This is a genomic window from Streptomyces sp. HB132, assembly GCF_016909575.1.
Taxonomy (GTDB): domain Bacteria; phylum Actinomycetota; class Actinomycetes; order Streptomycetales; family Streptomycetaceae; genus Streptomyces.
In genome coordinates, this window is the sequence record NZ_JAFBGA010000003.1 from 1 (window position 1) to 25650 (window position 25650).

Genomic DNA, 25650 nt, shown 5'->3' on the forward strand with positions numbered 1-25650 from the left:
GTCCCGTTTCACCGGGGCCCTCCGGGCGCTTCCCTTCGTTCTTGCGTTTCCGACTCTATCAGACTCTTTCGTGTCCGATTCCCGGCCGAAGCGGGTCACTGCTTTTTCGCTTTCCAGTTCTTCGCTTTCGCGTTTCCCTTTCGGCGTGTTCACTACGTTAACCGATTTCCTCGGTGACTCATAATCGAGCCGATCGGGCAGATTCCGGCATGCCGAAATTGCACCCGCCAGGGGTGAATCGTAGGTAGTGGTTGGCCCTCTCACGATGCTTCGACCCGGTCCGACGGACCGCGCCATGAACACTGCATCCGTTCAAGCGGCTCGGACTACATTAGGGAAACAGCGGGGGTGAGTCAAGTTGCGTGGTGGCGCGGCACCTGGGCACCGCACGCCCTGACCGTGAGCTCGCCGCCGATCCGGAAGCGTCAGGACTGGTGGGCCGTTGCCGCCGACGTCCCTGCGCGAGCCGCTGCGTGGCTGGTCGAGTGGAGAGCGTTGCTGGACTGGCGGCGCCCCACGTCTGTCCGCGGCCACGTCAGCTCCGTCCGGCATCTGGTCGACAGTGGAGTGGGCAACCAGGCACGTCGGTGTTTCTGAGTCCCCGCACCCGGTGCCGCGCAGGCTAGCCGACGAGCCGGGAACAGGGAGCAGGGAGCAGTAGCTCAACGGCTCAGGCTCCGCCGGCCGGCTTGGCTCTCGGGCTCAGTCGGTACGCCGAGACCGTTGGATCTCCGGCGAGGTGGAAACGGTGCTGCCAGTCGTGGGCTCTGCTCACGCCCACCCGAGGGCCGACCCGGATGAGCGCACCGGGTACCGGCTCGCCCTGGGACAGCACGACCGAGGCACCCGTCAGCAGGGCTGCGCCGTTGTGCTCCGACGTGATGCCGAGCGCCTGGCAGAAGTTTCCCGGGCCGCGCGCGAGGCGCGGGGTCTCGACCTTCGCCCCTCGGCGCTTGCGTGCCAGTTCTTCCCCTTCGACGACCCTGCCTGCCCGGATGAGGACGGCCGAAGCGACACCGTCCGTTCCGGTGACGACGTTGGCGCACCAGTGGAGACCGTGGGACCGGTAGACGTACAGCTGTCCCGCGGGTCCGAACATGACGGCGTTTCGGGGTGTCCTGCCCCGATAGGCGTGGGAGGCGGGGTCGGCCGTACCGGCGTAGGCCTCGGTCTCCGTGACGGTGATGCTCACGGTTCCCTCGGGCGTCGCGTGGGTGAGGACGGCGCCGAGCAGCTCGGGGGCGACCTCTTCAGCGGGACGGGCTAGATCCAGGACGTTCATGCTGACCGGCTCGACATTCCGTTCGTCGACCGGACGTGACGGTGCGCCGGCCTACCGGACAGCCCGCTGCCGCGGGTGGGCCGGCCACGGAAGGCGCAGGAGCGGGGGGCGATCTCGCCCGCGTACGCCTCGCCCTCCGTCAGCCCCGGGTCGAGGTGCCCCTCGTAGCTGTCACGGACCGGTCCGCGGCCCGGGATTCCGGGCGCCGGTTCCAGGACGGGCCCGTCGAAGAAGTGCCGCGTGACCGGCGTGCGGTTCATGCCCTCGTTCATGACGTCCGAGGGTACTGGGCTCGGCGCCACGGGAACCGGCTACGGTCAGGGCGCGTATGTAGGGGAAGGACCAAGGAGGAAAACATGGGCTTCAAGCGGCTGCTCGCGAGCATGGGTGCCGGCGGTGCTTCGGTCGAGACCGAACTCACCGAACTCAACGTCGTCCCCGGAGGGGTCGTCCAGGGAGAGGTGCGGATCCAGGGCGGATCCGTGGACCAGCAGATCGAGGGCCTCTCGGTGGGCCTGCAGGCGCGGGTCGAGGTCGAGGGCACCGACCAGGAGACCAAGCAGGACATCGAGTTCACCAAGCTGCGCCTCGGCGGCGCCTTCGAGGTGAAGGCGGGCGCGGTTCACGTCGTGCCGTTCGGCCTGGAGATTCCCTGGGAGACGCCGATCACCATGTTCGCCGGGCAGCATCTGCGCGGCATGAACATCGGGGTGACGACGGAGCTGGAGATCGCCCGCGCCCTCGACTCGGGTGACCTCGACCCGATCAACGTGCACCCGTTGCCGGCTCAGCAGGCCATCCTGGACGCATTCGGGCAGCTGGGCTTCGGCTTCCGCAGCGCGGACATGGAGCGCGGCCACATCCGCGGTACCCGCCAGCGTCTGCCCTTCTACCAGGAGATCGAGTTCTTCCCGCCGCAGCAGTACCGGGGGCTGAACCAGGTGGAGCTGACGTTCGTCGCGGACGACCGCGAGATGGACGTCGTCCTGGAGATGGACAAGAAGCCGGGGCTCTTCAGCGAGGGCAGCGACTCCTACCGTGCGTTCAAGGTGGGTCTGAACGACTACCAGGGCACGGACTGGTCCGCGTACCTCAACCAGTGGCTCGCCCAGGTCGGCGGCCAGCGCAACTGGCTCTGACAACCCCTAGGGTCGGTGGCAAGACATCGCAGAGCCGATCAGGAGAGGTGCTGACGTGACCGAGCCGAAGAGGGCGCCGCTGCCGCACGACTTCCATCCGGAGGTCCCCCCGTTCACCGTGGTGAGCACGGACCTCGCACCGGGCGCCGTGCTGGCGGACGCCCAGGTGTTCGCGGCGGGCAACACCTCGCCGCACCTGCGGTGGGAGGGCTTCCCCGCCGGGACGAAGAGCTTCGCGGTGACGTGCTTCGACCCGGACGCGCCGACGGGCAGCGGGTTCTGGCACTGGGTGCTGTTCGACATCCCTGCGTCCGTGACGGAGCTTCCTGCCGGTGCGGGTAGCGGGGCGTTCGAGGGGCTGCCCGAGGGCGCCGCCCAGGCCCGCAACGACTACGGCGCGAAGGAGTTCGGCGGAGCCGCGCCTCCCTCCGGTGAGAACCACCGCTATGTCTTCACCGTGTACGCGGTGGACACCGAGAAGCTCGGGCCGGACAGTGACGCGTCACCCGCCGTGGTCGGGTTCAATCTTCGGTTCCACACGCTGGGGCGCGCGCAGCTGATCGGGGAGTACACCGCCCCCGCAAGCTGAATGTTCGCCTCCCGTTTGCCCTGCCCTGGTCTTGGAGAGACCAGGGCAGGGCACTTTTTATTGCGTTGTCCATCACGGTCCGCCCGGACAGAGTTGTTCCGGGCCCGCCGACAGACGGGCGGCACACGGGAGGTGGGCGGGATGCGGGACACACTTGTACTGAACGCGAGCTTCGAGCCGCTGTCGACAGTGACTCTCAACCGTGCGGTGGTCCTGATCCTGCAGGACAAGGCCGTCGTCGAGCAGTCGCATCCCGGGCTCCGTATGCGCGGTGCCGCCGTGGACATTCCGGTGCCCCGGGTGATCAGGCTCTGCCGTTACGTGCGGGTGCCGTTCCGAAGACACGCTCCGTGGTCCAGAAGGGGTGTGCTCATACGGGACCAGCACCGGTGCGCGTACTGCGGTCGACGGGCGAGCACCGTGGACCATGTGGTGCCGCGGGCCCAGGGGGGACAGGACACCTGGCTGAACACGGTGGCCTCGTGTGCCGAGGACAATCACCGCAAGGCTGCCCGGACGCCCGAGCAGGCGGGTATGCCGCTGCTGCGTCAGCCGTTCGTGCCGTCCCCGGCGGACGCCATGCTGCTCGCGCTGGGTGCCGGCGACCGGTCGGCTCTGCCGGAGTGGCTGGGACGCTCGGCGGCGTGATCGCCTCGCAGGCCCCGGACGACCGTATGAGCAGCCCGTCCCCCTCGCACGGGGAGTCCCGGAGGGGGCGGGCTCGTCTCCGTCAGCGCAGCACCAGTTGAACGATGGCCGCCGTGCCGACCACGACGATCAGCGCGCGCAGGAAGCCCGGGCTGAGCCGACGGCCGACCTTGGCGCCGATCTGGCCGCCGATCGCGGAACCCACCGCGATGAGCACGACGGCCGTCCAGTCGAAGTCCGCGACGAAGAGGAAGAAGAGCGCGGCGACGCTGTTGACGACGGCGGCGAGGACGTTCTTGACGGCGTTGAGGCGCTGCATCGTGTCATCGAGCAGCATGCCCATCAGGGAGAGGTAGACGATGCCCTGGGCCGCCGTGAAGTAGCCGCCGTAGACGCTGGCCAGCGTCAGGCCGGTGAAGAGGAGGGGCCCGCCGTCGGGGCGGGCGGGGGTGCCGGTGCGGTCTCGGCGGCGCTGGACCGCCCGGCTGATGCGGGGCTGCAGGATGACCAGGACGAGTGCCAGAGCCACCAGCACGGGGACGATCGTCTCGAACGCCGTGGAGGGAAGGGCCAGCAGCAGGGTGGCCCCGGTGAGACCCCCGATCAGGGCGCCGACGCTCAGCTTCAGTATCCGGCGGCGCTGGCCGGCGAGTTCCGCGCGGTAGCCGATCGCGCCGCTGATCGAGCCCGGGATCAGTCCGAGCGCGTTGGACACGGTCGCGGTGACCGGTGGCAGACCGGTGGCGAGCAGCACCGGAAAAGTGATCAACGTGCCGGACCCGACGATGGTGTTGATCGTCCCGGCCGCGGCCCCGGCCGCGAAGACGGCGAGCATTTCCCAGATGGACAAGGCCATCTCCTTCGATGGTCAGTGATGCCTCCCCGCCATGAAGGTCGAGGGGCCTCACTGATCATGCACGAAGGTGTTCCCCGGTCACTCGACCGGGGGCTGCTCCCTGCGTTCCGTACCGGTGTTGAAGCCGGGGGCACCGCCGCCGAGGTTGCCGAAGGCGCCGCTGAGGCCCTTGAGCGCGTCGCCGATCTCGCTGGGCACGATCCAGAGCTTGTTGGCGTCACCCTCCGCGATCTTGGGGAGCATCTGGAGGTACTGGTACGAGAGGAGCTTCTGGTCCGGGTCTCCGGCGTGGATGGACTCGAAGACCGTTCGGATGGCCTGGGCTTCACCCTCTGCGCGGAGGGCTGACGCCTTGGCCTCACCCTCGGCGCGCAGGATCGCGGACTGCTTCTCGCCCTCGGCCGTGAGGATCGCGGACTGCCGGATGCCTTCGGCGGTGAGGATGGCTGCGCGCTTGTCGCGGTCGGCGCGCATCTGCTTCTCCATCGAGTCCTGGATGGAGGTCGGCGGTTCGATGGCCTTGAGCTCGACGCGGTTGACGCGGATCCCCCACTTGCCGGTGGCCTCGTCGAGGACTCCGCGGAGCGCGGCGTTGATCTCCTCGCGGGAGGTGAGGGTCCGTTCAAGGTCCATGCCGCCGATGATGTTGCGGAGCGTGGTGACGGTGAGCTGCTCGATCGCCTGGATGTAGCTGGCGACTTCGTACGTGGCGGCGCGGGCGTCCGTCACCTGGTAGTAGATGACCGTGTCGATGTTGACGACGAGGTTGTCCTGGGTGATCACCGGCTGCGGCGGGAAGGGGACGACCTGTTCGCGGAGGTCGATCCGGTTGCGGATCGAGTCGATGAACGGGACGACGATGTTCAGCCCGGCGTTGAGCGTGCGGGTGTAGCGGCCGAAGCGCTCCACGATGGCGGCACTGGCCTGCGGGATGACCTGGATCGTCTTGATCAGGGCGATGAAGACGAGCACCACCAGAATGATCAGGACGATGATGATCGGTTGCATCGTGTGCCTCGTGCCCTTCGGTTGCCGACGGATCGCGGTGATCGAGGTCGAACGGTCGCATCTTTTATGACGGTTACGGTCTCATGATGATCGACTTCGAGTTTGGCAGACTGTTGCCTGCCGTGTGACCGGTTCGCTCACATGACGACGGCCGTTGCACCGTCGATGTCGACGACGTCGACCTGGCGGCCGGGCTCGAAGACCTGGTCGCCGTCGAGGGAGCGTGCCGACCAGACCTCGCCGGCGAGCTTGATGCGCCCTCCGCTGCCGGACACCTGCTCCAGGACGACGGCCTGACGGCCCTTCAGGGCGTCGATGCCGGTGGCGTGCGGGGACTGGCTCGCACGGTGTCTGGCCGCGATCGGGCGGACGACCGCGATCAGAGCCACCGACACCAGGACGAAGACCAGGACTTGGGCGACGATGCCACCGCCGAGGGCGGCGACGACAGCCGCGACCACCGCTCCGACGGCGAACATCCCGAATTCGGGCATCGCGGTCAGGACGAGGGGGATGCCCAGTCCCACCGCGCCGATCAGCCACCACACCCACGCGTCGATGTCCACCTGTTCATCGTAGGACCGCGGGTGCCGTTCCCGACAGGGTGCCGATGAGGTTGGCCTTGGTGCGCCTACTGGCCGAGGGGCAGTCCGCGGGCGGTGTAGCGGTCTCCGTGGTGCTCGACGACGAGCGGCAGCCCGAAGCAGAGGGAGAGGTTGCGGGAGCTGAGCTCGGTCTCCATGGGGCCTGCGGCGAGCACCTTGCCCTGCCGGATCATCAGGACGTGGGTGAAACCGGGGGCGATCTCCTCGACATGGTGGGTGACCATGACCATGGAGGGCGCGTACGGGTCGCGGGCCAGCCTGCCGAGACGACGCACCAGGTCCTCGCGGCCGCCGAGGTCGAGCCCGGCGGCGGGCTCGTCGAGGAGGAGCAGCTCGGGGTCGGTCATCATCGCGCGGGCGATGAGGGTGCGCTTGCGCTCACCCTCGGAGAGCGTGCCGAACCTGCGGTCGAGGAAACCGGTCATGCCGAGGCGGTCGAGGAAGGCGCGGGCCCGCTCCTCGTCGACGGCTTCGTAGTCCTCGTGCCAGGTGGCGGTCATGCCGTACGCGGCGGTGAGCACCGTCTGCAGCACGGTCTGGCGCTTGGGGAGCTTTTCGGCCATGGCCACACCGGCGATGCCGATGCGGGGACGGAGCTCGAAGACGTCGGTGCCGACCCCGCCGAGCCGCTCGCCGAGGATCTTGGCCGTGCCGGTGCTGGGGAAGAGGTAGCTGGAGGCGATGTTCAGGAGAGTGGTCTTGCCGGCGCCGTTCGGCCCGAGGATGACCCAGCGCTCCCCCTCCTTGACCGACCAGGAGACGTCGTCCACCAGAGCGCGTCCGTCGCGGACCACGGATACGTCCACCAGCTCCAGTACATCGCTCATGGCGCGTTGTCTCCCCATACAGTGTCGAGATCGTCGCGTGCCTGTGGGCACAGCTCCCAGGGAAAACCTACGCCACCCGGGGAGTGCTCAGGCCCTGGGGCTGTTCCCTAGGCTGTTCCCATGCTTTCGGAACCACGCTCAGGGCGGCTTGCCGCATGGGGAAACGCACTGTTGGCCGGACTTGTCTCACCGGACGACGCGGCGCTCGCGATCGTCGGCGACGACGCGGTGCACCGCGTCGAGGGCCTGCCGGGTGAGGCGGGGCCCGTCGGGCTCACGCTGGCGCTCGGACGGCTGAGGGGGCTGGGTGCGACGGGTTTCCGGGTCGCGCTGCCGGTGCCCGGCCATCCGCTGGGCCTCAGTGGGCCGCCGGACTTCAACGCACGGGCGTTGGAGGCGGAGGAGGCGGTGGTCACCTCCGGGGCGCCGTACGGGCTCGTCCCGGACGTGACCGAGGTGGGGCCCGCGGGGGATCTCCACGTCGAGGTGACCTGGCGCTGTCTGCCCGTACGGGAGGCGCCGCCCGCCGATGTGCCGTCGCTGGGTGAGGCGGAGCGGGAACTCGCCGAGGCGCTGCGGGACGCGACGGCGGTGCTGTCCCGGCTCGACGTCGCCGGCTCCGGCCCTGTCGCGGATGCGGCGGTGGACGCCTACCGGGTGCGGGCGGAGAGGGGGCGCGAGGTGCTGGCTCCGGGCTATCCGCCGCGGGCCGTCCGGGTGCTGGAGCTGGCGCAGCGCGTGGGGCTGCTGGTGTCGGTGGCCCATGAGAACGGGCACGGCGGCGCGGTGAGCGCCTCCGAGATCGCGGCCCGGAGCGAGGCGCTGCGGCCGGTGGAGCGGGTGGCCAGGCGGGCGCAGGTCGCGGCGTACAACGCGTACGTCGAAGAGCGTTGGCGGTAACACGTACGGGTTCGGGCCGGAGCCGCCCTCCGCGTAGGAGAGCGGCGCTGCGTGCGGGACGACGGCGGGGGCCCGCGCCGTCGTCCCGCGTCCCGGTCCCGGGGAGGGCTCGGCCCGGGCCCTCCCCGGGACCGGGTGCGAGGCGTCGGTCAGCCGTTCAGGCCGAGGTTGCCGAAGGCGGGGTTGAGCAGGCCCACCACGTTGACCGTGTTGCCGACCACGTTCACCGGGACGCTCACGGGAACCTGGACGAGGTTGCCCGAGACGACGCCCGGGGAGCCCACGGCCTGGCCGTGCGCACCGGCGCCGCCGTGGCCCGTGGCCGAGGCGGCTCCGGCACCGGCGGCGATGAGCCCACCCGCGATCATCGTGACGGCTGCGGCCTTCTTCAGGTTCTTCACTTCAGGCTCCTCCTCGTGTGCTGCGGCCGATCGCCGCAGCACATGGAGAACGCCGTCACGCACAGGAGGGTGCGCCGTACGGGTGCCGAACACCCGACAGTATGAATCCTGCCCGAAGTGGAACCATCAGCTTGTCCGACAGCGCTCAGCCCGCCGCTCCGTGCCTGACCGCCCACAGTGCGGCCTGAGTCCGGTCGGAGAGATCGAGCTTCATCAGGATGTTCGAGACATGGGTCTTCACGGTCTTCTCCGACAGGACCAGCGCCCGGGCGATCTCCCGGTTGGAGCGGCCGTCGGCGATCAGTCCGAGCACCTCCCGCTCGCGGTCGGTCAGGGTGCTCCCCCGCCCCGTGCCGTTGCCCGTGACGTCCCGGGCCAGCAGCGCGTCGGCGACCTCCGGCTGGAGCAGGACGTGGCCGGCGTGCACCGAGCGGATGGCGCCGGCCAGGGCGTCCGGGTCGACGTCCTTGTACACGTAGCCCGAGGCTCCCGCCCGCAGGGCGGGCACGACCGTGCGCTGCTCGGTGAAGCTGGTGACGATCAGCACCCTGGCGGGGTTCTCCAGCTCCCTGAGCCTGCGCAGCGCCTCGATCCCGTCGGTGTTCGGCATCTTGATGTCCATCAGGACCACGTCGGGCCGCAGCTCCTCGGTCCTGGCGACGCCTTCGGCCCCGTCCGACGCCTCGCCGACGACCTCTATGTCGTCCTGGACCTCGAGGAACGTACGCAGTCCCCGGCGGACCACCTGGTGGTCGTCGACCAGCAGCACCTTGATGATCTTGTCAGCCACAGGGGATCTCCATCCGGATCGTGGTTCCCTCGCCGGGCTCCGAGTCGACGGTCAGCCGGCCACCGACGTCTCCGGCCCGGTGCCGCATGGAGACGAGGCCCAGATGACGCCCGGCGTCCCGGACCGCGTGGGTGTCGAAGCCGCGGCCGTCGTCGGCGATCCGCAGCACGGTGGCGGAGGCGCGCCGGGCGAGGGTGACCGCGACCTGTTCCGCGTCCGCGTGGCGCAGGGCGTTGTGCAGGGCTTCCTGCGCGACCCGGAGCATGGCCTCCTCCTGGGCGGCGGGCAGCGCGCGCACCCCGGTGCTCTCGAAGGTGACCCGGGCGTCGTGGGCCCGGTCCAGGACCTGGATCTGGGTACGGAGGGTGGCGACCAGTCCGTCCTCGTCGAGGCCGGCGGGACGCAGCTCGACGACGGCCGCCCGCAGCTCGTCCACGGCTTCCCCGGCCAGGGTGGCGACCTGCTGGAGCTCGCCCTTGGCGCGTGCGGGGTCGCGGTCGACGAGGGCTGCGGCGGCCTGCGCGGTGAGCCGGAGCGAGAAGAGCTTCTGGCTGACGGCGTCGTGCAGCTCGTGGGCGAGCCGTGAGCGCTCCTCGGCGATCGTGAGCTCACGGCTGCGTTCGTAGAGCCGGGCGTTGGTGAGGGCGATGGCAGCGTGCTGGGCGAGGATCCCGAGGAGTTCCTCGTCCTCCTCCGTGAATCCGCAGCCCCCCGTGGGCCTGGGGCAGCGCTTGTTGGCGAGGAAGAGGGCACCGATCGTCTCCTCGCCGTCCTGGACGGGCAGGCCGAGGAAGTCGGACATGTCGGGGTGGGCTTCGGGCCATCCCTCGAAGCGGGGGTCCTCACGGACGTCCGCGAGCCGCTGAGGCTTCGCCTCGTGGAGCATCGCCGCGAGGATGCCGTGCTGGCGGGGCAGCGGGCCGATGGCCTTCCACTGCTCGTCGCTGACCCCGTCGACGACGAACTGGGCGAAGCCTCCGTGATCGTCCGGCACGCCGAGTGCGGCGTACTCGGCGTCGAGGAGCTCCCGGGCGGAGGCGACGATCGTCTTGAGGACGTCCCCCACCTCCAGGTGCCGGCTCATGGCGAGAAGTGCGGCGCTGACAGCGGCTAGGCCCGTCGGTGGGCGATGACTCATGCGCTCACCGTACCGGCGGGGGTACCGCCGCCGTATCGGGCCGGGGACCGCCTGCGGGCGGGGCTTCGGACCTAGGGCCTCCCGTCCGCGCACCTGCGGTCCCGGGCACCCGCACCTCGGACCCACCGCCCGGAAAGCCCCTTACGCTCCGCATCGCAGGAGCAACTTCTCGTGAGCACCGAGGGGTCCCCGTGTGAGCCCAGGCATAGGACCCACGTCACTTACGAAGAAGGATAGTTTGCCCAAAACGGGCAAGTTATCGAGGTTCAAACCGGACAAGGAGGAATGAAGCAGGCCCCCTCCAACTACCCGGCTTCGTACGTCACACCTTTGCCAGGCCATTTTGCTGGCGCTAAGAATTGCATCTGTCCCCGACGGAGATGCCTCCGGCTCTTCCGTCCGCGTCCTCGCCGAGGACCCCTGCTATTCGAAGAGGTACGACTGTATGTCCGTGTCCCGCATCTCCAGCCGTAGCCGTCGCCTCAACAAGGCGCAGAAGCTCTCCGTCGCGGGGGTCTCCACCCTGGCCGCCGCCGCTCTCGCCTTCTCGCTCGTCCCCGACGACGCCTCGGCCACCACCGAGCCGCAGGCCGCCTCGGCCGCCGCGCCGGTCGCCTACACCGGCTCGCAGGCGAAGAGCCTCAAGGCCCACGGCATAGAGCAGAACTCCACGGCCCAGCAGCTGGTGAAGGCCGCCGACGCGGCCAAGGCCAAGGAGGCCGACGCGAAGAAGAAGGCCGCCGCCAAGGCCGAGGCGAAGGCCAAGGCCGTCGCCGAGGCCAAGAGCAAGGCCGCCGCGAAGGCCAAGGCCGACGCGAAGAAGCGTTCCGCCAAGAAGGCCAGCCGTGCCGCCGACCGCAAGCCGGTCTACGCGAACAACCTGGACGGCTGGATCCGTGAGGCTCTCTCCATCATGAACAAGAAGGACATCCCCGGCACGTACGAGGGTCTGCACCGCAACATCATCCGCGAGTCCAGCGGTGACCCCCGGGCCATCAACAACTGGGACATCAACGCGATCAACGGCGTCCCGTCGAAGGGCCTGCTGCAGGTCATCAAGCCGACCTTCGACTTCTACCACGTCAAGGGCACCAAGCACGACCAGTACGACCCGGTCGCCAACATCACCGCGGCCGCCAACTACGCGGCGGACAAGTACGGCTCCATCGACAACGTCGACAGCGCGTACTGAGCCACACACCGAGCATGGCCTGGCAGAGCTGACCTGCCGGTCCGCAGCGTCGCGAGACCGGCCGGCACATGCCGAAGGGCGGCACCCCACGGGGTTGCCGCCCTCGGGCGTTTCCGGGACCGGCCGGATCGGGGCGCGCTACTTGCGCATGACCTCGGGCTCGTGGCGGCGCAGCATCCGCGAGACCGCGAAGAAGAGAACGGCGCTCATCACCAGCATCACCGTGATGTTGATCCCCCACTGACCGGCCGTGTGCTCCCAGAGCGGGTCGAGGTCGGTCGGCTTCTCGGGGTCCCACGGCGGCATGAGGTGGGCGAGGTCCAGCGTGGTGCCCGCCGCGGCGACCGCCCAGCGCGACGGCATCAGCCAGGCGAACTGCTCCAGACCCGGTGAGCCGTAGACCTGGAAGAGCACGCCGGTGAAGACGACCTGGACGATCGCGAACATCACGAGCAGCGGCATGGTCTTCTCTGCGGTCTTCACCAGCGCGGAGATCAGCAGACCGAACATCATCGAGGTGAAGCCCAGCACGATGATCGACAGGCAGACCTCCACCGCGGGGGGCATGAACAGACCCTCCTCCGGCAGCTCCCGGGTGGAGAAGCCGATCCCGCAGATGATCACGCCCTGGAAGGCGGTGATCACGCCGAGGACGATCACCTTGGACAGCAGATAGGCGGAACGGGAGAGGCCGGTGGCCCGTTCCCGCTCGTAGATCACCCGCTCCTTGATGAGTTCTCGTACGGAGTTGGCGGCGGCCGCGAAGCACATGCCGACCGCCAGGATCAGCATGATGGTCCCGGCCTTGCCGTTGAACCGGGAGGGCGGATCGGGCTCCGCCAGGCCGAACTCCGCCGGGATGACCACGCTGACGACGCCGAGAACGGCCGGCAGGAGCACCATCAGGAGCAGGAAGCCCTTGTCGGACGCGATCACCGAGACGTACCGGCGCATCAGCGTCCACAGCTGGGCCGCCCAGCCCGAGGGCTTCGGCGGGCGCATCTGCTGCGCCGGGGGCATGTGTACGGACTGCGGGGCGACGGCGTCGATGTCCGCGGCGTACATCTGGTAGTGCTGCGAGCCGCGCCAGCGGCCCGCCCAGTCGTAGTCGCGGTAGTTCTCGAACGCGGAGAAGACGTCGGCCCAACTGGTGTAGCCGAAGAAGTTCAGCGCCTCCTCGGGAGGGCCGAAGTAGGCGACGGATCCACCGGGAGCCATCACCAGGAGCTTGTCGCAGATGGCCAGCTCGGCCACGGAGTGCGTGACCACGAGGACCGTACGGCCGTCGTCGGCGAGGCCGCGCAGCAGCTGCATGACGTCGCGGTCCATGCCCGGGTCGAGGCCCGAGGTCGGCTCGTCCAGGAAGATCAGCGACGGCTTGGTCAGCAGCTCCAGGGCGACCGAGACGCGCTTGCGCTGTCCGCCGGAGAGCGAGGTGATCTTCTTGTCCTTGTGGATGTCGAGCTTGAGCTCGGCGAGGACCTCGTGGATCCGGGCGGTGCGCTCGGTCTCGGTGGTGTCCGCGGGGAAGCGCAGCTTGGCCGCGTACCGAAGAGCCCTGGTGACCGTGAGTTCCTTGTGCAGGATGTCGTCCTGCGGGACCAGGCCGATGCGCTGCCGCAGCTCGGCGAACTGCTTGTACAGGTTCCGGTTGTCGTAGAGGACGTCGCCCTGGTTGGCGGGCCGGTAGCCGGTGAGCGCCTTGAGCAGGGTGGACTTGCCGGAGCCCGAGGGGCCGATGACGGCGATCAGCGACTTCTCCGGGACGCCGAAGGAGACGTCCTTGAGGATGTCCTTGCCGCCGTCGACCGTCACCGTGAGGTGGCGGGCGGAGAAGGAGACCTCACCGGTGTCGACGAACTCTTCCAGCCGGTCCCCGACCAGCCGGAAGGTCGAGTGCCCGACACCGACGATGTCGTTCGGGCCGAGGAGCGCGGTGCCGGACTTGCTGAGCGGCTGACCGTTGACGTATGTGCCGTTGTGCGACCCGAGGTCACGGATCTCGAAGCGACCGTCGGGCGTCGCCCGGAATTCGGCGTGCAGGCGCGAGACCTGGAGGTCGGAGACGACCAGCTCGTTCTCCAGCGCGCGGCCGATGCGCATGACCCGGCCGAGGTCGAGCTGGTGGAAGGTGGTCGGGCTGCGGTCCCCGTAGACGGGCGGAGCACCCGCCGCGCCGCCGTGCCCGCCCGCTCCGGCCGGGCCCGCGTGGCCCTGCTGGTGCGGGACCGGAGGCTGCTGCGCCTGAGGTGCCTGCTGCCAGGCCGCCTGCTGTTGCTGCTGCGCGGGACCACCGGGCCAGCCTGCGGCGCCGTGCTGCTGCGGCTGCTGCACCGGGGGCTGCTGCGCGTGCTGCACCGGGGGCGCGGGCGCCTTCTGCACTCCCGCCGGCTGCCCGCCCTGGACTCCGGCGCCCGCCGGGGCGGTGACGCTCAGCCTCGGCCCGTCGGTGGCGTTGCCCAGGTGGACCGATGTCCCCGGGGCGATCTCCATCTGCTGGATGCGCCGGCCCTGGACGTAGGTGCCGTTCGTGCTTCCGTGGTCCTCGATGGACCAGCCGCGGCCGTTCCAGCTGATCGTGGCATGCCGCCACGACACTCTTGCGTCGTCGACCATCAGGTCGCCCTGCGGATCACGTCCGAGGGTGTACGACCTGGACGGATCGAGCGCCCAGGTCCTTCCATTCAATTCCAGTACGAGTTCCGGCACTCCGCGCCCCACTAGTCGTCCCCCGAGCCGCCCCCGTCGCAGGAAGCCTAGGGATGCTGAACATCGTGGGGAACTATTCCAGGAGCGGTCCCGTAACGGAAAGCCGGGCGGTGTGAAGAGGGCGCGGAGGCCCGGCACCCCCTGTGCCGAGCCGGGAGAAATGGGTCCTGAGCATCCCAAGCGGGGCACCGTCCCACCGGGGCGGCGTCCCCGGCGGCGGGCGGCCGGCGGCCGTCCGCCACTCGGGACGGCTTCGGAGCTCGCCCCGCGGCCCTATACGGTGGGACCACCATGAGCGCACCTCAGCCACCTCGGTCTCCTGAGTCCCCCGGGTCTCCTCGCGGCACGGACGCCCCCACTCTTCTCGTCAAGATCTTCGGGAAGGACCGGCCGGGTATCACCGCCGGCCTCTTCGACACCCTGGCCGCCTACGCCGTCGACGTCGTGGACATCGAACAGGTGGTCACCCGTGGCCGCATCGTCCTGTGTGCCCTGGTGACCTCGCCGGACCCCGGCGGTACGACCGAGGGTGACCTCAGGGCGACCGTGCACAGCTGGGCGGAGTCGCTGAAGCTGCAGGCCGAGATCATCTCGGGCACGGGCGACAACCGTCCGCGCGGCTACGGCCGCTCCCACGTGACCGTTCTGGGGCACCCGCTCACCGCGGAGTCCACGGCGGTCATAGCGGCCAGGATCACCTCCACCGGCGGCAACATCGACCGGATCTTCCGCCTGGCCAAGTACCCCGTCACCGCAGTCGAGTTCGCGGTGTCCGGCACCGGGACGGAGGAGCTGCGGACCGCGCTGGCGACGGAGGCCGCGGGAATCGGCGTCGACATCGCCGTCATGTCGGCCGGGCTGAGCCGCCGGGCGCAGCGGCTGGTCGTGATGGACGTGGACTCGACGCTCATCCAGGACGAGGTCATCGAACTCTTCGCGGCCCACGCGGGCTGCGAGTCCGAGGTCGCGGCCGTGACCGAGCAGGCGATGCGCGGCGAGCTCGACTTCGAGCAGTCCCTGCACGCACGCGTCGCGCTGCTGGCGGGGCTGGACGTGTCCGTGGTGGACAAGGTGCGGGCAGAGGTACGGCTGACCCCCGGTGCCCGCACCCTGATCCGGACACTGAAGCGGCTCGGCTACCAAGTGGGTGTGGTCTCGGGGGGCTTCACCCAGGTCACGGACGACCTCAAGGAGCGCCTCGGGCTCGACTTCGCCTCCGCCAACACACTGGAGGTCGTCGACGGCAAGCTCACCGGCCGGGTCGTGGGCGACATCGTGGACAGGGCCGGCAAGGCCCGGCTGCTGCGCAGCTTCGCGGAGCAGGCGGGGGTGCCGCTTTCGCAGACGGTGGCGATCGGCGACGGCGCGAACGATCTGGACATGCTGAACACGGCGGGACTCGGTGTCGCCTTCAATGCCAAGCCGGTCGTCCGCGAGGCCGCCCACACCGCGGTGAACGTACCGTTCCTGGACACCGTGCTGTATCTGCTCGGGATCACCCGCGAAGAGGTCGAGGCCGCCGACGGTCTGGTGGACTGAGCGGCCCGGTCCGTGCGACCGGAAGGGGCGCCGGCACACATCGTGTGCCGGCGCCCCTTCGCACGTCGTCGGTCAGTCGTTCGGCGTCCAGTATTCGACGAGTTTGCCCGCCCCGTGCTCCAGGCTCTTCCAGGAGCCGGAGAACTCGACGACGGCGTAGGCCGCGGTCGGGAAGCCGTCCCTGGTCATGCGGGCGAGGGCGTCGCCCTCGGCCCCGCCGGAGAGGGCGTCCGCGGCACCGTGCATGCCGGGGTTGTGGCCGATGACCAGCAGATTCCGTACGTCGTCGGGTGTTTCGTCGAACAGGGCGATCAGCTCGCCGAGGGAGGCCTCGTACAGCCTCTCCTCGTACACGGTCCTGGGGCGCTGCGCGAACTCGTGGACCGCCAGCTTCCAGGTCTCACGGGTTCTGGTGGCGGTCGAGCACAGAGCCAGATCGAAGGCGGTTCCCGAGTCGGCCAGCCTGCGGCCGGCGACGGGGGCGTCCTTCCGGCCCCGTTCCGCCAGTGGCCGCTCGTGGTCCGACTGCTGCGACCATTCCGCCTTTGCGTGCCTGAGAAGGACGATCCTGCGAGGTGTATCGGCGCTCATGCATCTCAGCTTCGCACGAATCGCGCCTCCGGGCGCAGGGTGTTGACGTGCTCGTATGCCGGGGTGCGTGACGGGGCCGGAGTGTGTGCGGGGCCGGTCAGGCGGGCAGCAGCGCCAGGACGCGCTCGAGGAGCCGCCCGATCGCGGGGTCGCCGGCCGTCGCGTGTGCCTGGCCGGGTTCCACGATCAGCAGGAGGAGCGCGGCGAAGGCGAGGGCGGGGAGCGCCACCGCCCACCACGGCAACCGGACATCGACGGTGTCGGGGCGGTGGGTCCGGGTGTGCGTACGGGCCGGCATGTCCGCCTCCGTGGGTCCTCGGCTGTGTCACCCAGAACCTACGGGCCGGCAGGCGCCGGCCCCATCCGGCGGCCCACCCACTCGACCCTGAACCTGGCCCCCTAGGGGACGGGGGGCAGGCCCCACCCTCGAAGAGAGCCGGGGGGGGCGGTAGGTCAGGGTGAGGCGATCGTGGCGATCACGCCGATGACCACGGAGATGAGGAGCATCGTCCCGAACACGAGGAGGAGCTTCTTCTGGCCGTTCTGGGGATTCGGATCGAGCACTGGCATGCGCACAGTCTCGCATCTCAGCACTCGTCCTCGATCGTCCGGTCCCGTCCTGCGAGCATTCCCGCGACCGTCTGGGGCACGAGGAGGCACGCCATCAGGGCGAGGGGAAGGCCCCAGCCGCCGCTGTGCTGGTAGAGCACGCCGACCAGCAGCGGGCCTGGGATCGAGAGCAGGTAGCCGGTGGACTGCGCGAAGGCGGAGAGCCTCACCACTCCGGCGCCCGTCCGTGAGCGCATCCCGATCATGGTGAGTGCGAGCGGGAAGGCGCAGTTGGCGATGCCCAGGAGCAGTGCCCAGAGCCAGGCGCCGCCGGCCGGGGCCAGGTAGAGGCCCGCGTAGCCGAGGAGGCCGCATCCGCTGAGGACGAGGACGATCGGCCCCTGCGTCCGCAGCCGGGAGGCGATCCGGGGGATGACGAAGGCGAGGGGGACGCCCATGGCCATGGTCACGGCGAGCAGGACACCGGCGGTTCCGGCCGGCAGCCCCGCGTCGCGGAAGATCTGCGGCATCCAGCCCATCGTGATGTACGCGGCCGTGGCCTGGAGCCCGAAGAAGCAGGCGAGCGCCCAGGACGTGCGGCTCCGGGTGATACGGAGCACGGGTGGGGCGGGGGCTCCCGCGGGCTGTCCGGCCGTGCCGCGACGGTCCTTGAGGAACGGGATCCAGGGCAGGACCGCGACCGCGGCCAGGGCGGCCCAGACAGCCAGCCCGGTACGCCAGCTGCCGCCCAGGGCGTCCGTCAGGGGCACGGTGAGGGCGGCTGCCAGGGCGGTGCCGAGGGCCAGGGCCATCGAGTAGAGGCCGGTGACGGTGCCGACCCGGTCGGGGAACCAGCGCTTGACGATGACGGGCATCAGGACGTTGCTGACCGCGATGCCCATCAGCGCGAGGGCACTGGCGGCGAGGAACCCGGCGGTACCGCCCAGGAAGGGGCGCAGCAGCAGACCGGCGGTGATGGCCACCATGCCCGCGCAGACGACGGCTGTGGGACCGAAGCGGCGGGCCAGCCGGGGCGCGGTGAAGCCGAACAGTGCGAAGCAGAGCGGCGGCACGGAGGTGAGGACGCCGGCGACGCTGCCGCTCATGTGCAGTCCGTCCCGGACCTCTTCGAGGAGGGGCCCGAGGCTGGTGATCGCGGGGCGGAGGTTGAGCGCGGCGAGAACCAGGCCGACGGTGACGATCCGCAGCACCCAGGGAGAAGGCCCGGGCGCGGGCTTCTCGGGCGTCGGTGTGCCGGTGGTGGGAGGGCTCAGGGTCCGGGTCTCGTCGTGACGCATGAACCCCATCATAGAATCATGGGATGATTGACTGTCCAGTCGTGGTCTCACCCTGGGACGATCGGGGTGGCGTCCGGCGGGCCCGCACCGCCTGGACCCCCCTTTCCGGAACTGGACCGCCCTTCCGGAACACGAGCAAGGAGCACCATGGCGCTGACGTCCACGCGGCGTTCGGCTCTCGCCGACCAGGTGATTGCCCAGCTGAGGAACCAGATCACCGCGGGCGAGTGGCCCGTGGGCTCACGGATCCCCACCGAGCCCGAGCTGGTCGAGCAGCTCGGGGTGGCCCGCAACACGGTGCGCGAGGCGGTGCGCGCCCTGGCGCACAACGGGCTGCTGGACATCCGTCAGGGTTCCGGCACCTATGTGGTGGCGACCAGCGAGCTGGCCGGGGTGATGCAACGCCGGTTCGCGGACGCCGACCCCCGGCACGTCGCCGAGCTGCGCTCCACGCTGGAGTCCTCGGCCGCCCGGCTCGCCGCCCTGCGGCGGACGGACCGGGACCTGCGGCAGCTGGACACGCTGATGGCACGGCGCGAGGCGGTGTGGGCGTCCGGGGACGCGGAGGCGTTCGTGGCCGCGGACGCGACCCTGCACCTCGCTGTGGTCGCCGCCTCGCACAACGACGTGCTGACCGAGCTCTATGCCGATCTGAACGACCTGCTCCGGGACTGTCTGCGCGACGACGTGGGCCCGGAGCTGGGGCCCGAGGAGCTCATGGACCACGCACGGCTGGTGGAGGCGATCCGGGCGGGCGACGCGGAGACGGCAGCCGCCGAGGCGGCCGCCCACGCGCTGAACTGCCTGCGGGAGCGGGTCTGAGAGGGCCCGCCGGGGCGGCGTAACGCACGGGTGCGGGCGGTCGCGGCCGTCGGGCGCGGGACGTGTGCGGGGAGTGCGGTCGGGTGCCTCCGCCGCGCTGTGGAACGCGGCTCGGGCACCCGACGCCGCGCGAGTCGTGAACCCGCGGAGGCTCGCGCGGTGCACCGCGCGACAGCCGGTGGGAGGGGACGAGGATCAGCCGATGCAGCCGGGAACCGGGCTCGGGCTGTTGAGGCAGTTGCTCGGCGTGTTGGCGGCGACCCGGCTGGCGCGCAGGTTCACCGTGCCGTCGTTGTTGTAGATGCCACCGGGGTTCGTACCGCCGGACGAGTTGTTGCTGATGTTGCTGGCCGTCAGCGTGGAGGTACCACCGCTGGCAGCGGGCACTCCGTTGGCGAGGCCGCCGCCGCCGTTCGGCGCTGTGTTGTTCACGATGTTGCTGGCGCCGACCGTCAGCGTTCCGATGTTGGCGATGCCGCCGCCGACGTTGCCTGCCGTGTTGGCCCTGAACTGTGAGGCGTTGACGGTCACCGTGCTGTCGCTGACGAGGCCCCCGCCGTTCACGGACGCACTGTTGCCAGTGAAGACGCTCGCGTTGATCTGGGCCCGGGAGCCGTTGAACACACTGACGCCACCGCCGAAGTTGGCGTGGTTGTTCCGGATGACGGCGGCGTTGAGGTTCAGACTGCCGTTGCCGGTGACGACGACGGCACCGCCGGCCCCGGTCGCGACCGAGCTGCCCGTGGCGTCGCCATCGCTGAGGATGACCGCTCGGGCAGTCAGAGCGCCGCCGTTCACGGTGAGGATGCGGAACGTCCCCGACTGACGGGTGATGGTGGCGCTGTTGCCGTTGATGACGATCGGCGTGGTGATGGCGGGCAGTTCCGTGTTCAGCCGGTACGTGCAGCCAGGCGCCAGGTTGAGCGTGTCACTGACGGGGGTGCCGTTGGCCGTGTCGATGGCGTTCCGCAGGGCGGTCTCGCTGCACGCCACGGGAAGCGTGGCGGCCGAGGCGGCGGGAGCCAGGGCGATGGGGACGAGCGTGGCCGCGGTACCGATGCAGAGTACCCGGGCGGATCGGACGAGGGATCTACGCGTGAGCATGCCATTCCTTCGGGGCGTGTGTTGCGGACACCCGGTCACGAGGAATGTCGTGCGGCGCCGCAAGCAGGGTTGTTGGCCAAGATGTGCCCGACACGCCGCACCACGTCACGGATAGTGTCTTGATTTACGCCCAATGGCCCTCCTGGCGCACCCCCGGGAATTATCGTCACAGTGTGTAACGTCCACTTGGGGGAGGGAGCCCCCGAGTCGGTGGCCAGGACACCGAGTCGCTAGGACACCGAGTGGCTGACCCAGGCCGAGCCGACCTCTTTCCAGCAGCGGTCCTCGAGCTTGACCGTCCGCCCGGGCTGCACCGCGACCGCTCCTCCGTCGGCGTCGACGTCCCACCACCGCGCGCACTCCGTGTGCAGCTGGACGAGATCGGTCGCAGGGTACGGGTTGTGGCAGAAGGCGACCACCCGGGATCCCTCGACCGAGGTGCGGCATTCCGCCCCCGCGGGCTCCGGTTTCGGCGCGAGGGGCGTCGACTCGCTTCCCGCCCTGTTGGCCGCGCTCACGGCCACCGGGGTCAGGAGCCCCGCGACGACGGCCGCTGCTGCGAGCAGGGACCAGGTTCGGCGACGTGTGGAGCGCACAACGATCTCCTCCCCACAGCCCGACCAAAAGTCCGGTTCCAACACATTCTGCGGTGGGACGGCCATCTTTTCGACTCGAGGACCGGGAGAGCGGGTCGACACGCGCGACGGCCGCGTACCCCTGCCGGGGGTACGCGGCCGTCGTTCGGCTGAGCGGGTCAGGCACCCATCATGTGCACGCCACCGTCGACGTGGATGATCTCGCCCGTCGTCTTCGGGAAGAAGTCCGAGAGCAGCGCGACGACACCGCGGCCGGCCGGCTCCGGGTCGGCCATGTCCCACTCCAGCGGCGAACGGTGGTTCCAGACGTCCGCGAGCTCGCCGAAGCCCGGGATGGACTTGGCGGCCATGGAGCCGAGCGGCCCGGCCGAGATCAGGTTGCAGCGGATGCTGTCCTTGCCCAGGTCACGGGCGAGGTAGCGGGAGGTGGCCTCCAGCGCGGCCTTGGCCGGGCCCATCCAGTCGTACTGGGGCCAGGCGAACTGCGCGTCGAAGGTGAGGCCGACGATGGAACCGCCCTCCGCCATCAGCGGCTTGCAGGCCATGGCCAGCGACTTCAGCGAGAACGCCGAGACGTGCATCGCGGTGGCGACCGACTCGAAGGGGGTGTTCAGGAAGTTGCCGCCGAGCGCGTCCTGCGGCGCGAAGCCGATGGAGTGCACGACGCCGTCCAGCGAGCCGAGCTCGTCCTTGACGAGGCCGGCGAGCCGGTCGAGGTGCTCGTCGTTGGTCACGTCGAGCTCGATGACCTTGACGGGCTTCGGAAGCTTCTTGGCGATGCGCTCGGTCAGCGTCGGTCGGGGGAAGGCGGTGAGGATGACCTCGGCGCCCTGTTCCTGGGCCACCTTCGCGGTGTGGAAAGCGATGGACGACTCCATCAGCACACCCGAGATGAGGATGCGCTTGCCGTCGAGAATTCCGCTCATGGTGATCAGTGACCCATGCCCAATCCGCCGTCAACGGGGATGACGGCTCCAGTGATGTACGACGCGTCGTCGGACGCGAGGAAGCGCACCGCGGCCGCGATTTCGGCGGGCTGCGCGTAGCGGCCGAGCGGCACCTGGGACACGATGCCCTTGCGCTGCTCGTCGGTGAGTGCCTGGGTCATGTCGGTGTCGACGAACCCGGGTGCGACGACGTTGAACGTGATGTTCCGCGAGCCGAGCTCACGGGCCAGCGACCGTGCGAAGCCGACGAGGCCCGCCTTGGACGCGGCGTAGTTGGCCTGTCCGGCCGAGCCGAGGAGGCCGACGACGGAGGAGATGAGGACGACACGGCCCTTCTTGGCGCGCAGCATCGCGCGGTTGGCCCGCTTGACGACGCGGAAGGTGCCGGTGAGGTTGGTGTCGAGCACGGACGTGAAGTCGTCCTCGGACATCCGCATCAGCAACTGGTCCTTGGTGATACCGGCGTTGGCGACCAGCACCTCCACGGGGCCGTGCTTCTCCTCGATCTCCTTGTAGGCCTGCTCCACCTGCTCGGTGTCGGTGATGTCGCACCGGACCGCGAGGACACCCGCCTCGGCGAGCGCCTGCGGCGGCTCCCCCGAGCGGTAGGTGATGGCGACCTTGTCGCCGCTGTCGGCGAAGGCGCGGGCGATGGCGAGGCCGATGCCCCGGTTTCCTCCGGTGACGAGAACCGAGCGGCTCAACGGATCACCCTTTCCTTGGCGGTCTGGTACATCCAAAAACCTATCGGTACCACCCCTCAACCAGGGAATCGGCCTCTGACAGCGCCGCCGGGCCGCCACTGTCGGATCCCTACAGAACGACCGGCCCGGAAGCGCCCGGTCGAGGGCCACGGGGGCGGTCGGCCCCACAGCACCGTGCGCAGTGGCCGGAGGCAGATCCCCCTCCCGACCACGCACCGTCTCCCCAGCCCTCGGCGGGGGCGGCACAGTTGAACGTCGGCCGGGCGCGACCGCCGGCCCGCCGGAGACCGACAGCCGGCGAAATCGCACGTCGATGCTGCGACCACAAGGGCGCTCGAGCGGATCCGACCGTGTACCGCCGGGCGGCGGGGGCTGCTCGACGGCGGGCGGCCCGGGAAACGTGTAGCCGACCGGAGCCGTGCCGTTGCATGGTTCACTCCGAGGTACTCAGAGAGAAGGGGAGCCCTTCGTGGCCCACGAGGTAGATCAGTCGTTCCTGGCCCTGCCGCTCCGTGCCCTCGCCGACGCGGCGCTCGCCCGCGCCCGTGCGCTCGGCGCCGTGCACGCGGACTTCCGGTTCGAGCGGGTGCGCGGCGCCTCCTGGCGGCTGCGGGACGCCCGGCCGTCCGGCACGTCGGACACCACCGACACCGGGTACGCGGTCCGGGTGGTGCACGGCGGGGCGTGGGGATTCGCGTCCGGCGTGGACCTCACGATGGACGCGGCGGCGAAGGTCGCCTCGCAGGCCGTCGCGATGGCGAAGCTGTCGGCGAAGGTGATCGCGGCGGCGGGTTCCGACGAGAGGGTCGAGCTGGCGGACGAGCCGGTGCACGGCGAGCGGAGCTGGGTGTCGGCGTACGAGCGGGACCCCTTCGACGTCCCGGCCGCGGAGAAGGCCGGGCTGCTCGCCGAGTGGAGTGCGCGGCTGCTGGCGGCCGATGGCGTCGCCCATGTGGACGCCTCCCTGATGACGGTCCACGAGAACAAGTTCTACGCGGACACCTCAGGCACCGTCACCACCCAGCAGCGGGTACGGGTGCATCCGCAGGTGACCGCGGTGGCCGTCGACTCCGCGACCGGTGAGTTCGACTCGATGCGGACGATCGCTCCCCCGGTGGGCCGCGGCTGGGAGTACCTCACGGGTACCGGCTGGGACTGGGACGCCGAGCTGGAGCGCATCCCGGAGCTGCTGGCGGAGAAGATGCGGGCGCCGAGTGTCGAGGCGGGGACGTACGACCTGGTGGTCGACCCGTCCAACCTGTGGCTGACCATCCACGAGTCGATCGGCCACGCGACCGAGCTGGACCGGGCGCTGGGCTACGAGGCGGCGTACGCGGGGACGTCGTTCGCCACGTTCGACCAGTTGGGGAAGCTGGCGTACGGCTCCCCCGCGATGAACGTGACCGGTGACCGCACCGCCGAGCACGGACTGGCGACCGTCGGGTACGACGACGAGGGCGTCGAGGCGCAGTCCTGGGACCTGGTCAGGAACGGCACGCTGGTGGGCTACCAGACGGACCGGCGGATCGCGAAGCTGACCGGTCTGGGCCGGTCCAACGGATGCGCGTACGCCGACTCGCCGGCGCACGTCCCCGTCCAGCGCATGGCGAACGTGTCGCTGCGCCCGGATCCGGGCGGGCTCTCCACGGAGGACCTGATCGGCGGGGTGGAGCGCGGCATCTACGTGGTCGGCGACCGGTCCTGGTCGATCGACATGCAGCGCTACAACTTCCAGTTCACCGGGCAGCGGTTCTTCAGGATCGAGAACGGCAGACTGGCGGGCCAGCTCCGGGACGTGGCGTACCAGGCGACCACGACGGACTTCTGGGGCTCGATGGAGAAGGCCGGGGGTCCGCAGACCTACGTCCTGGGCGGCGCGTTCAACTGCGGCAAGGCCCAGCCGGGTCAGGTCGCGGCCGTCTCGCACGGCTGCCCCTCCGCCCTCTTCCGAGGCGTGAACATCCTCAACACGACGCAGGAGGGCGGGCGATGAGCCGCGTCAGCAAGCCGTACGAGATCGTCGAGCGCGCACTGGAGCTGTCCACCGCCGACGGCTGCGTGGTCATCGCGGACGAGAACTCCTCCGCCAATCTGCGCTGGGCCGGCAACACGCTCACCACCAACGGGATGACCCGGGGGCGGACCCTGACCGTGATCGCCACGGTGGACGGCAGCGAGGGAACGGCCTCCGGAGTGGTGTCCCGCTCGGCCGTCACCGCCGACGACCTGGAACCCCTCGTGCGGGCCGCCGAGGCCGCGGCGCGTGGTGCCGGGCCGGCCGAGGACGCGCAGCCGCTGGTCTCCGGGGTCCCGGTGTCCGCCGACTTCACGGAACCGCCGGCCGAGACCGGCTCCGACGTCTTCGCCGACTTCGCCCCGGCGCTCGGCGACGCCTTCGCGCGGGCCCGCTCGGGCGGCCGCGAGCTGTACGGCTTCGCGAACCACGAGATGACCTCCACCTACCTGGGTTCGTCGACGGGGGTGCGGCTGCGCCACGACCAGCCGAACGGGACCCTGGAACTGAACGCCAAGTCCCCCGACCGGACCAGGTCCGCCTGGGCGGGCCGGGCGACCCGGGACTTCAAGGACGTCGACCCGGCGGCGCTCGACGCGGAACTCGCCCGGCGGCTCGGCTGGGCCGAGCGCCGGATCGAGCTGCCGGCAGGCAGGTACGAGACGCTGCTGCCGCCGACGGCGGTGGCGGATCTGCTGATCTACCAGTACTGGTCGGCCTCGGCCCGGGACGCCGCGGAGGGCCGGACGGTCTTCTCGCGGCCCGGTGGCGGGACGCGCGTCGGGGAGTCGCTCTCCGAACTGCCGCTCACCCTGCGCAGCGACCCGTACGCGCCGGGGCTGGAGTCGGCGCCGTTCCTGATCGCCCACGCGTCCGGGGACGGGGGATCCGTCTTCGACAACGGGCTGCCGCTGGCGCCGACGGACTGGATCGCGGGCGGCAAGCTGCAGCGGCTGACCACCACCCGGCACTCGGCGGGGCTGACGGGTCTTCCCGTCGCCCCGGCCATGGACAACCTCGTCCTGGACGGCGGCGGAGACCGCTCGCTGGAGGAGATGGTGGCCGCGACGACCGGCCGGGCCCTGCTGCTGACGTGCCTCTGGTACATCCGGGAGGTGGATCCGGCGACCCTGCTGCTGACCGGGCTGACCCGGGACGGGGTCTATCTGGTGGAGGACGGCGAGGTCCTCGGCGAGGTGAACAACTTCCGGTTCAACGAGTCGCCGGTCGGGCTGCTGTCCCGGGCGTCGGAGGCGGGCCGTACGGAGAGGACGCTGCCGCGCGAATGGGGCGACTACTTCACCCGTGCCGCGATGCCCGCGCTGCGCATCCCGGACTTCCACATGAGCTCGGTCAGCCGGGGCGTATGACCCCCATAGACTGGCCGGACGACCAATCGAAC

At 70.1% G+C, this 25650-nt stretch carries 27 protein-coding genes; 9 read left to right on the plus strand and 18 right to left on the minus strand.

The genetic code is table 11. The features are described from left to right. Positions 1-670: 670 nt before the first annotated feature. Both JOC24_RS07660 and JOC24_RS07665 read right to left on the minus strand, forming a co-directional pair. Positions 671-1282 carry a DNA-3-methyladenine glycosylase gene (locus JOC24_RS07660; RefSeq protein ID WP_205019366.1) on the minus strand — a complete coding sequence of 204 codons (612 nt, stop codon included), beginning with the start codon at positions 1280-1282 and terminating at the stop codon, positions 671-673. Continuing rightward, positions 1279-1554, minus strand: a complete 276-nt coding sequence (locus tag JOC24_RS07665) for a DNA-3-methyladenine glycosylase (RefSeq protein ID WP_205019367.1) — start codon at positions 1552-1554, stop codon at positions 1279-1281. Before JOC24_RS07665 ends, JOC24_RS07660 begins: the two co-directional genes overlap by 4 nt. Before the next feature lie 84 nt (positions 1555-1638). Here JOC24_RS07665 and JOC24_RS07670 point away from each other — a divergent pair, with 84 nt between their 5' ends. From JOC24_RS07670 to JOC24_RS07680, 3 genes are all read left to right on the plus strand, one after another. Continuing rightward, complete coding sequence (locus JOC24_RS07670) at positions 1639-2421, plus strand: sporulation protein (RefSeq protein ID WP_205019368.1); 783 nt, start codon at positions 1639-1641, stop codon at positions 2419-2421. Between the two features lie 55 nt (positions 2422-2476). Continuing rightward, the gene (locus JOC24_RS07675) at positions 2477-3010 is read left to right on the plus strand and encodes a YbhB/YbcL family Raf kinase inhibitor-like protein (protein WP_205019369.1); all 534 of its coding nucleotides are present in this window, start codon (positions 2477-2479) and stop codon (positions 3008-3010) included. Between the two features lie 141 nt (positions 3011-3151). Then, the gene (locus JOC24_RS07680) at positions 3152-3658 is read left to right on the plus strand and encodes an HNH endonuclease (RefSeq protein WP_205019370.1); all 507 of its coding nucleotides are present in this window, start codon (positions 3152-3154) and stop codon (positions 3656-3658) included. Positions 3659-3740: 82 nt separating this feature from the next. Here JOC24_RS07680 and JOC24_RS07685 read toward each other — a convergent pair whose 3' ends face one another. From JOC24_RS07685 to JOC24_RS07700, 4 genes are all read right to left on the minus strand, one after another. Beyond that, positions 3741-4508 (minus strand): sulfite exporter TauE/SafE family protein, encoded by a 768-nt coding sequence (locus tag JOC24_RS07685; RefSeq protein WP_205019371.1) that lies wholly within the window; start codon positions 4506-4508, stop codon positions 3741-3743. Between the two features lie 84 nt (positions 4509-4592). Next, complete coding sequence (locus JOC24_RS07690) at positions 4593-5522, minus strand: SPFH domain-containing protein (protein WP_104790097.1); 930 nt, start codon at positions 5520-5522, stop codon at positions 4593-4595. A 137-nt stretch (positions 5523-5659) separates the two neighbouring features. Next, positions 5660-6088 carry an NfeD family protein gene (locus tag JOC24_RS07695; RefSeq protein ID WP_205019372.1) on the minus strand — a complete coding sequence of 143 codons (429 nt, stop codon included), beginning with the start codon at positions 6086-6088 and terminating at the stop codon, positions 5660-5662. Positions 6089-6153: 65 nt separating this feature from the next. Next, complete coding sequence (locus JOC24_RS07700) at positions 6154-6954, minus strand: ABC transporter ATP-binding protein (RefSeq protein WP_205019373.1); 801 nt, start codon at positions 6952-6954, stop codon at positions 6154-6156. Between the two features lie 120 nt (positions 6955-7074). Here JOC24_RS07700 and JOC24_RS07705 point away from each other — a divergent pair, with 120 nt between their 5' ends. Further along, positions 7075-7854: a hypothetical protein gene (locus JOC24_RS07705; RefSeq protein WP_205019374.1), complete on the plus strand. Its 780-nt coding sequence runs from the start codon at positions 7075-7077 to the stop codon at positions 7852-7854. A gap of 149 nt (positions 7855-8003) precedes the next feature. On the opposite strand, the gene JOC24_RS07710 is transcribed toward JOC24_RS07705, so the two are convergent. From JOC24_RS07710 to JOC24_RS07720, 3 genes are all read right to left on the minus strand, one after another. Then, positions 8004-8255, minus strand: coding sequence for a chaplin family protein (locus JOC24_RS07710; protein WP_205019375.1), 252 nt, complete (start codon positions 8253-8255; stop codon positions 8004-8006). Positions 8256-8400: 145 nt separating this feature from the next. Further along, the gene (locus JOC24_RS07715) at positions 8401-9045 is read right to left on the minus strand and encodes a response regulator (RefSeq protein WP_205019376.1); all 645 of its coding nucleotides are present in this window, start codon (positions 9043-9045) and stop codon (positions 8401-8403) included. Continuing rightward, a complete protein-coding gene (locus JOC24_RS07720) occupies positions 9038-10183 on the minus strand; it encodes a GAF domain-containing sensor histidine kinase (RefSeq protein WP_205019377.1) in 1146 nt (381 codons plus the stop codon). The genes JOC24_RS07715 and JOC24_RS07720 overlap by 8 nt, the downstream gene beginning before the upstream one ends. A 445-nt stretch (positions 10184-10628) precedes the next feature. On the opposite strand from JOC24_RS07720, the gene JOC24_RS07725 reads away from it, so the two are divergent. After that, positions 10629-11375: a transglycosylase SLT domain-containing protein gene (locus JOC24_RS07725; RefSeq protein ID WP_205019378.1), complete on the plus strand. Its 747-nt coding sequence runs from the start codon at positions 10629-10631 to the stop codon at positions 11373-11375. A 138-nt stretch (positions 11376-11513) separates the two neighbouring features. Here JOC24_RS07725 and JOC24_RS07730 read toward each other — a convergent pair whose 3' ends face one another. Further along, positions 11514-14096, minus strand: a complete 2583-nt coding sequence (locus JOC24_RS07730) for an ABC transporter ATP-binding protein/permease (RefSeq protein WP_205019379.1) — start codon at positions 14094-14096, stop codon at positions 11514-11516. Positions 14097-14375: 279 nt separating this feature from the next. Here JOC24_RS07730 and serB point away from each other — a divergent pair, with 279 nt between their 5' ends. Beyond that, positions 14376-15623 carry a phosphoserine phosphatase SerB gene (serB, locus tag JOC24_RS07735; protein ID WP_205019380.1) on the plus strand — a complete coding sequence of 416 codons (1248 nt, stop codon included), beginning with the start codon at positions 14376-14378 and terminating at the stop codon, positions 15621-15623. Between the two features lie 72 nt (positions 15624-15695). Here the strand turns inward: serB and JOC24_RS07740 are convergent, their stop codons facing one another. The 4 genes from JOC24_RS07740 to JOC24_RS07750 form a co-directional block, all read right to left on the minus strand. Further along, positions 15696-16214 (minus strand): SixA phosphatase family protein, encoded by a 519-nt coding sequence (locus tag JOC24_RS07740; RefSeq protein WP_205019381.1) that lies wholly within the window; start codon positions 16212-16214, stop codon positions 15696-15698. Positions 16215-16311: 97 nt separating this feature from the next. Beyond that, positions 16312-16512, minus strand: coding sequence for a hypothetical protein (locus tag JOC24_RS07745; protein WP_205019382.1), 201 nt, complete (start codon positions 16510-16512; stop codon positions 16312-16314). 155 nt (positions 16513-16667) lie between these two features. Beyond that, positions 16668-16784 (minus strand): SGM_5486 family transporter-associated protein, encoded by a 117-nt coding sequence (locus JOC24_RS33780; protein WP_086010434.1) that lies wholly within the window; start codon positions 16782-16784, stop codon positions 16668-16670. Positions 16785-16801: 17 nt separating this feature from the next. Next, complete coding sequence (locus JOC24_RS07750) at positions 16802-18061, minus strand: CynX/NimT family MFS transporter (protein WP_239580029.1); 1260 nt, start codon at positions 18059-18061, stop codon at positions 16802-16804. A 147-nt stretch (positions 18062-18208) separates the two neighbouring features. Here JOC24_RS07750 and JOC24_RS07755 point away from each other — a divergent pair, with 147 nt between their 5' ends. Next, on the plus strand, positions 18209-18883 hold the full coding sequence (locus tag JOC24_RS07755; RefSeq protein WP_205019384.1) for a FadR/GntR family transcriptional regulator: 675 nt from the start codon (positions 18209-18211) through the stop codon (positions 18881-18883). Between the two features lie 195 nt (positions 18884-19078). Here the strand turns inward: JOC24_RS07755 and JOC24_RS07760 are convergent, their stop codons facing one another. From JOC24_RS07760 to fabG, 4 genes are all read right to left on the minus strand, one after another. Then, positions 19079-19987, minus strand: coding sequence for a hypothetical protein (locus JOC24_RS07760; protein ID WP_205019385.1), 909 nt, complete (start codon positions 19985-19987; stop codon positions 19079-19081). Between the two features lie 230 nt (positions 19988-20217). Beyond that, on the minus strand, positions 20218-20583 hold the full coding sequence (locus JOC24_RS07765) for a hypothetical protein (RefSeq protein WP_205019386.1): 366 nt from the start codon (positions 20581-20583) through the stop codon (positions 20218-20220). 158 nt (positions 20584-20741) lie between these two features. Further along, positions 20742-21509 (minus strand): enoyl-ACP reductase FabI, encoded by a 768-nt coding sequence (gene fabI, locus JOC24_RS07770; RefSeq protein WP_205019387.1) that lies wholly within the window; start codon positions 21507-21509, stop codon positions 20742-20744. A gap of 5 nt (positions 21510-21514) precedes the next feature. Further along, positions 21515-22234 (minus strand): 3-oxoacyl-[acyl-carrier-protein] reductase, encoded by a 720-nt coding sequence (fabG, locus tag JOC24_RS07775; protein WP_205019388.1) that lies wholly within the window; start codon positions 22232-22234, stop codon positions 21515-21517. A gap of 469 nt (positions 22235-22703) precedes the next feature. Here fabG and JOC24_RS07780 point away from each other — a divergent pair, with 469 nt between their 5' ends. Then, positions 22704-24227, plus strand: a complete 1524-nt coding sequence (locus tag JOC24_RS07780; RefSeq protein WP_205019389.1) for a TldD/PmbA family protein — start codon at positions 22704-22706, stop codon at positions 24225-24227. Continuing rightward, positions 24224-25618 (plus strand): metallopeptidase TldD-related protein, encoded by a 1395-nt coding sequence (locus JOC24_RS07785; RefSeq protein WP_205019390.1) that lies wholly within the window; start codon positions 24224-24226, stop codon positions 25616-25618. The genes JOC24_RS07780 and JOC24_RS07785 overlap by 4 nt, the downstream gene beginning before the upstream one ends. Positions 25619-25650: the final 32 nt, after the last annotated feature.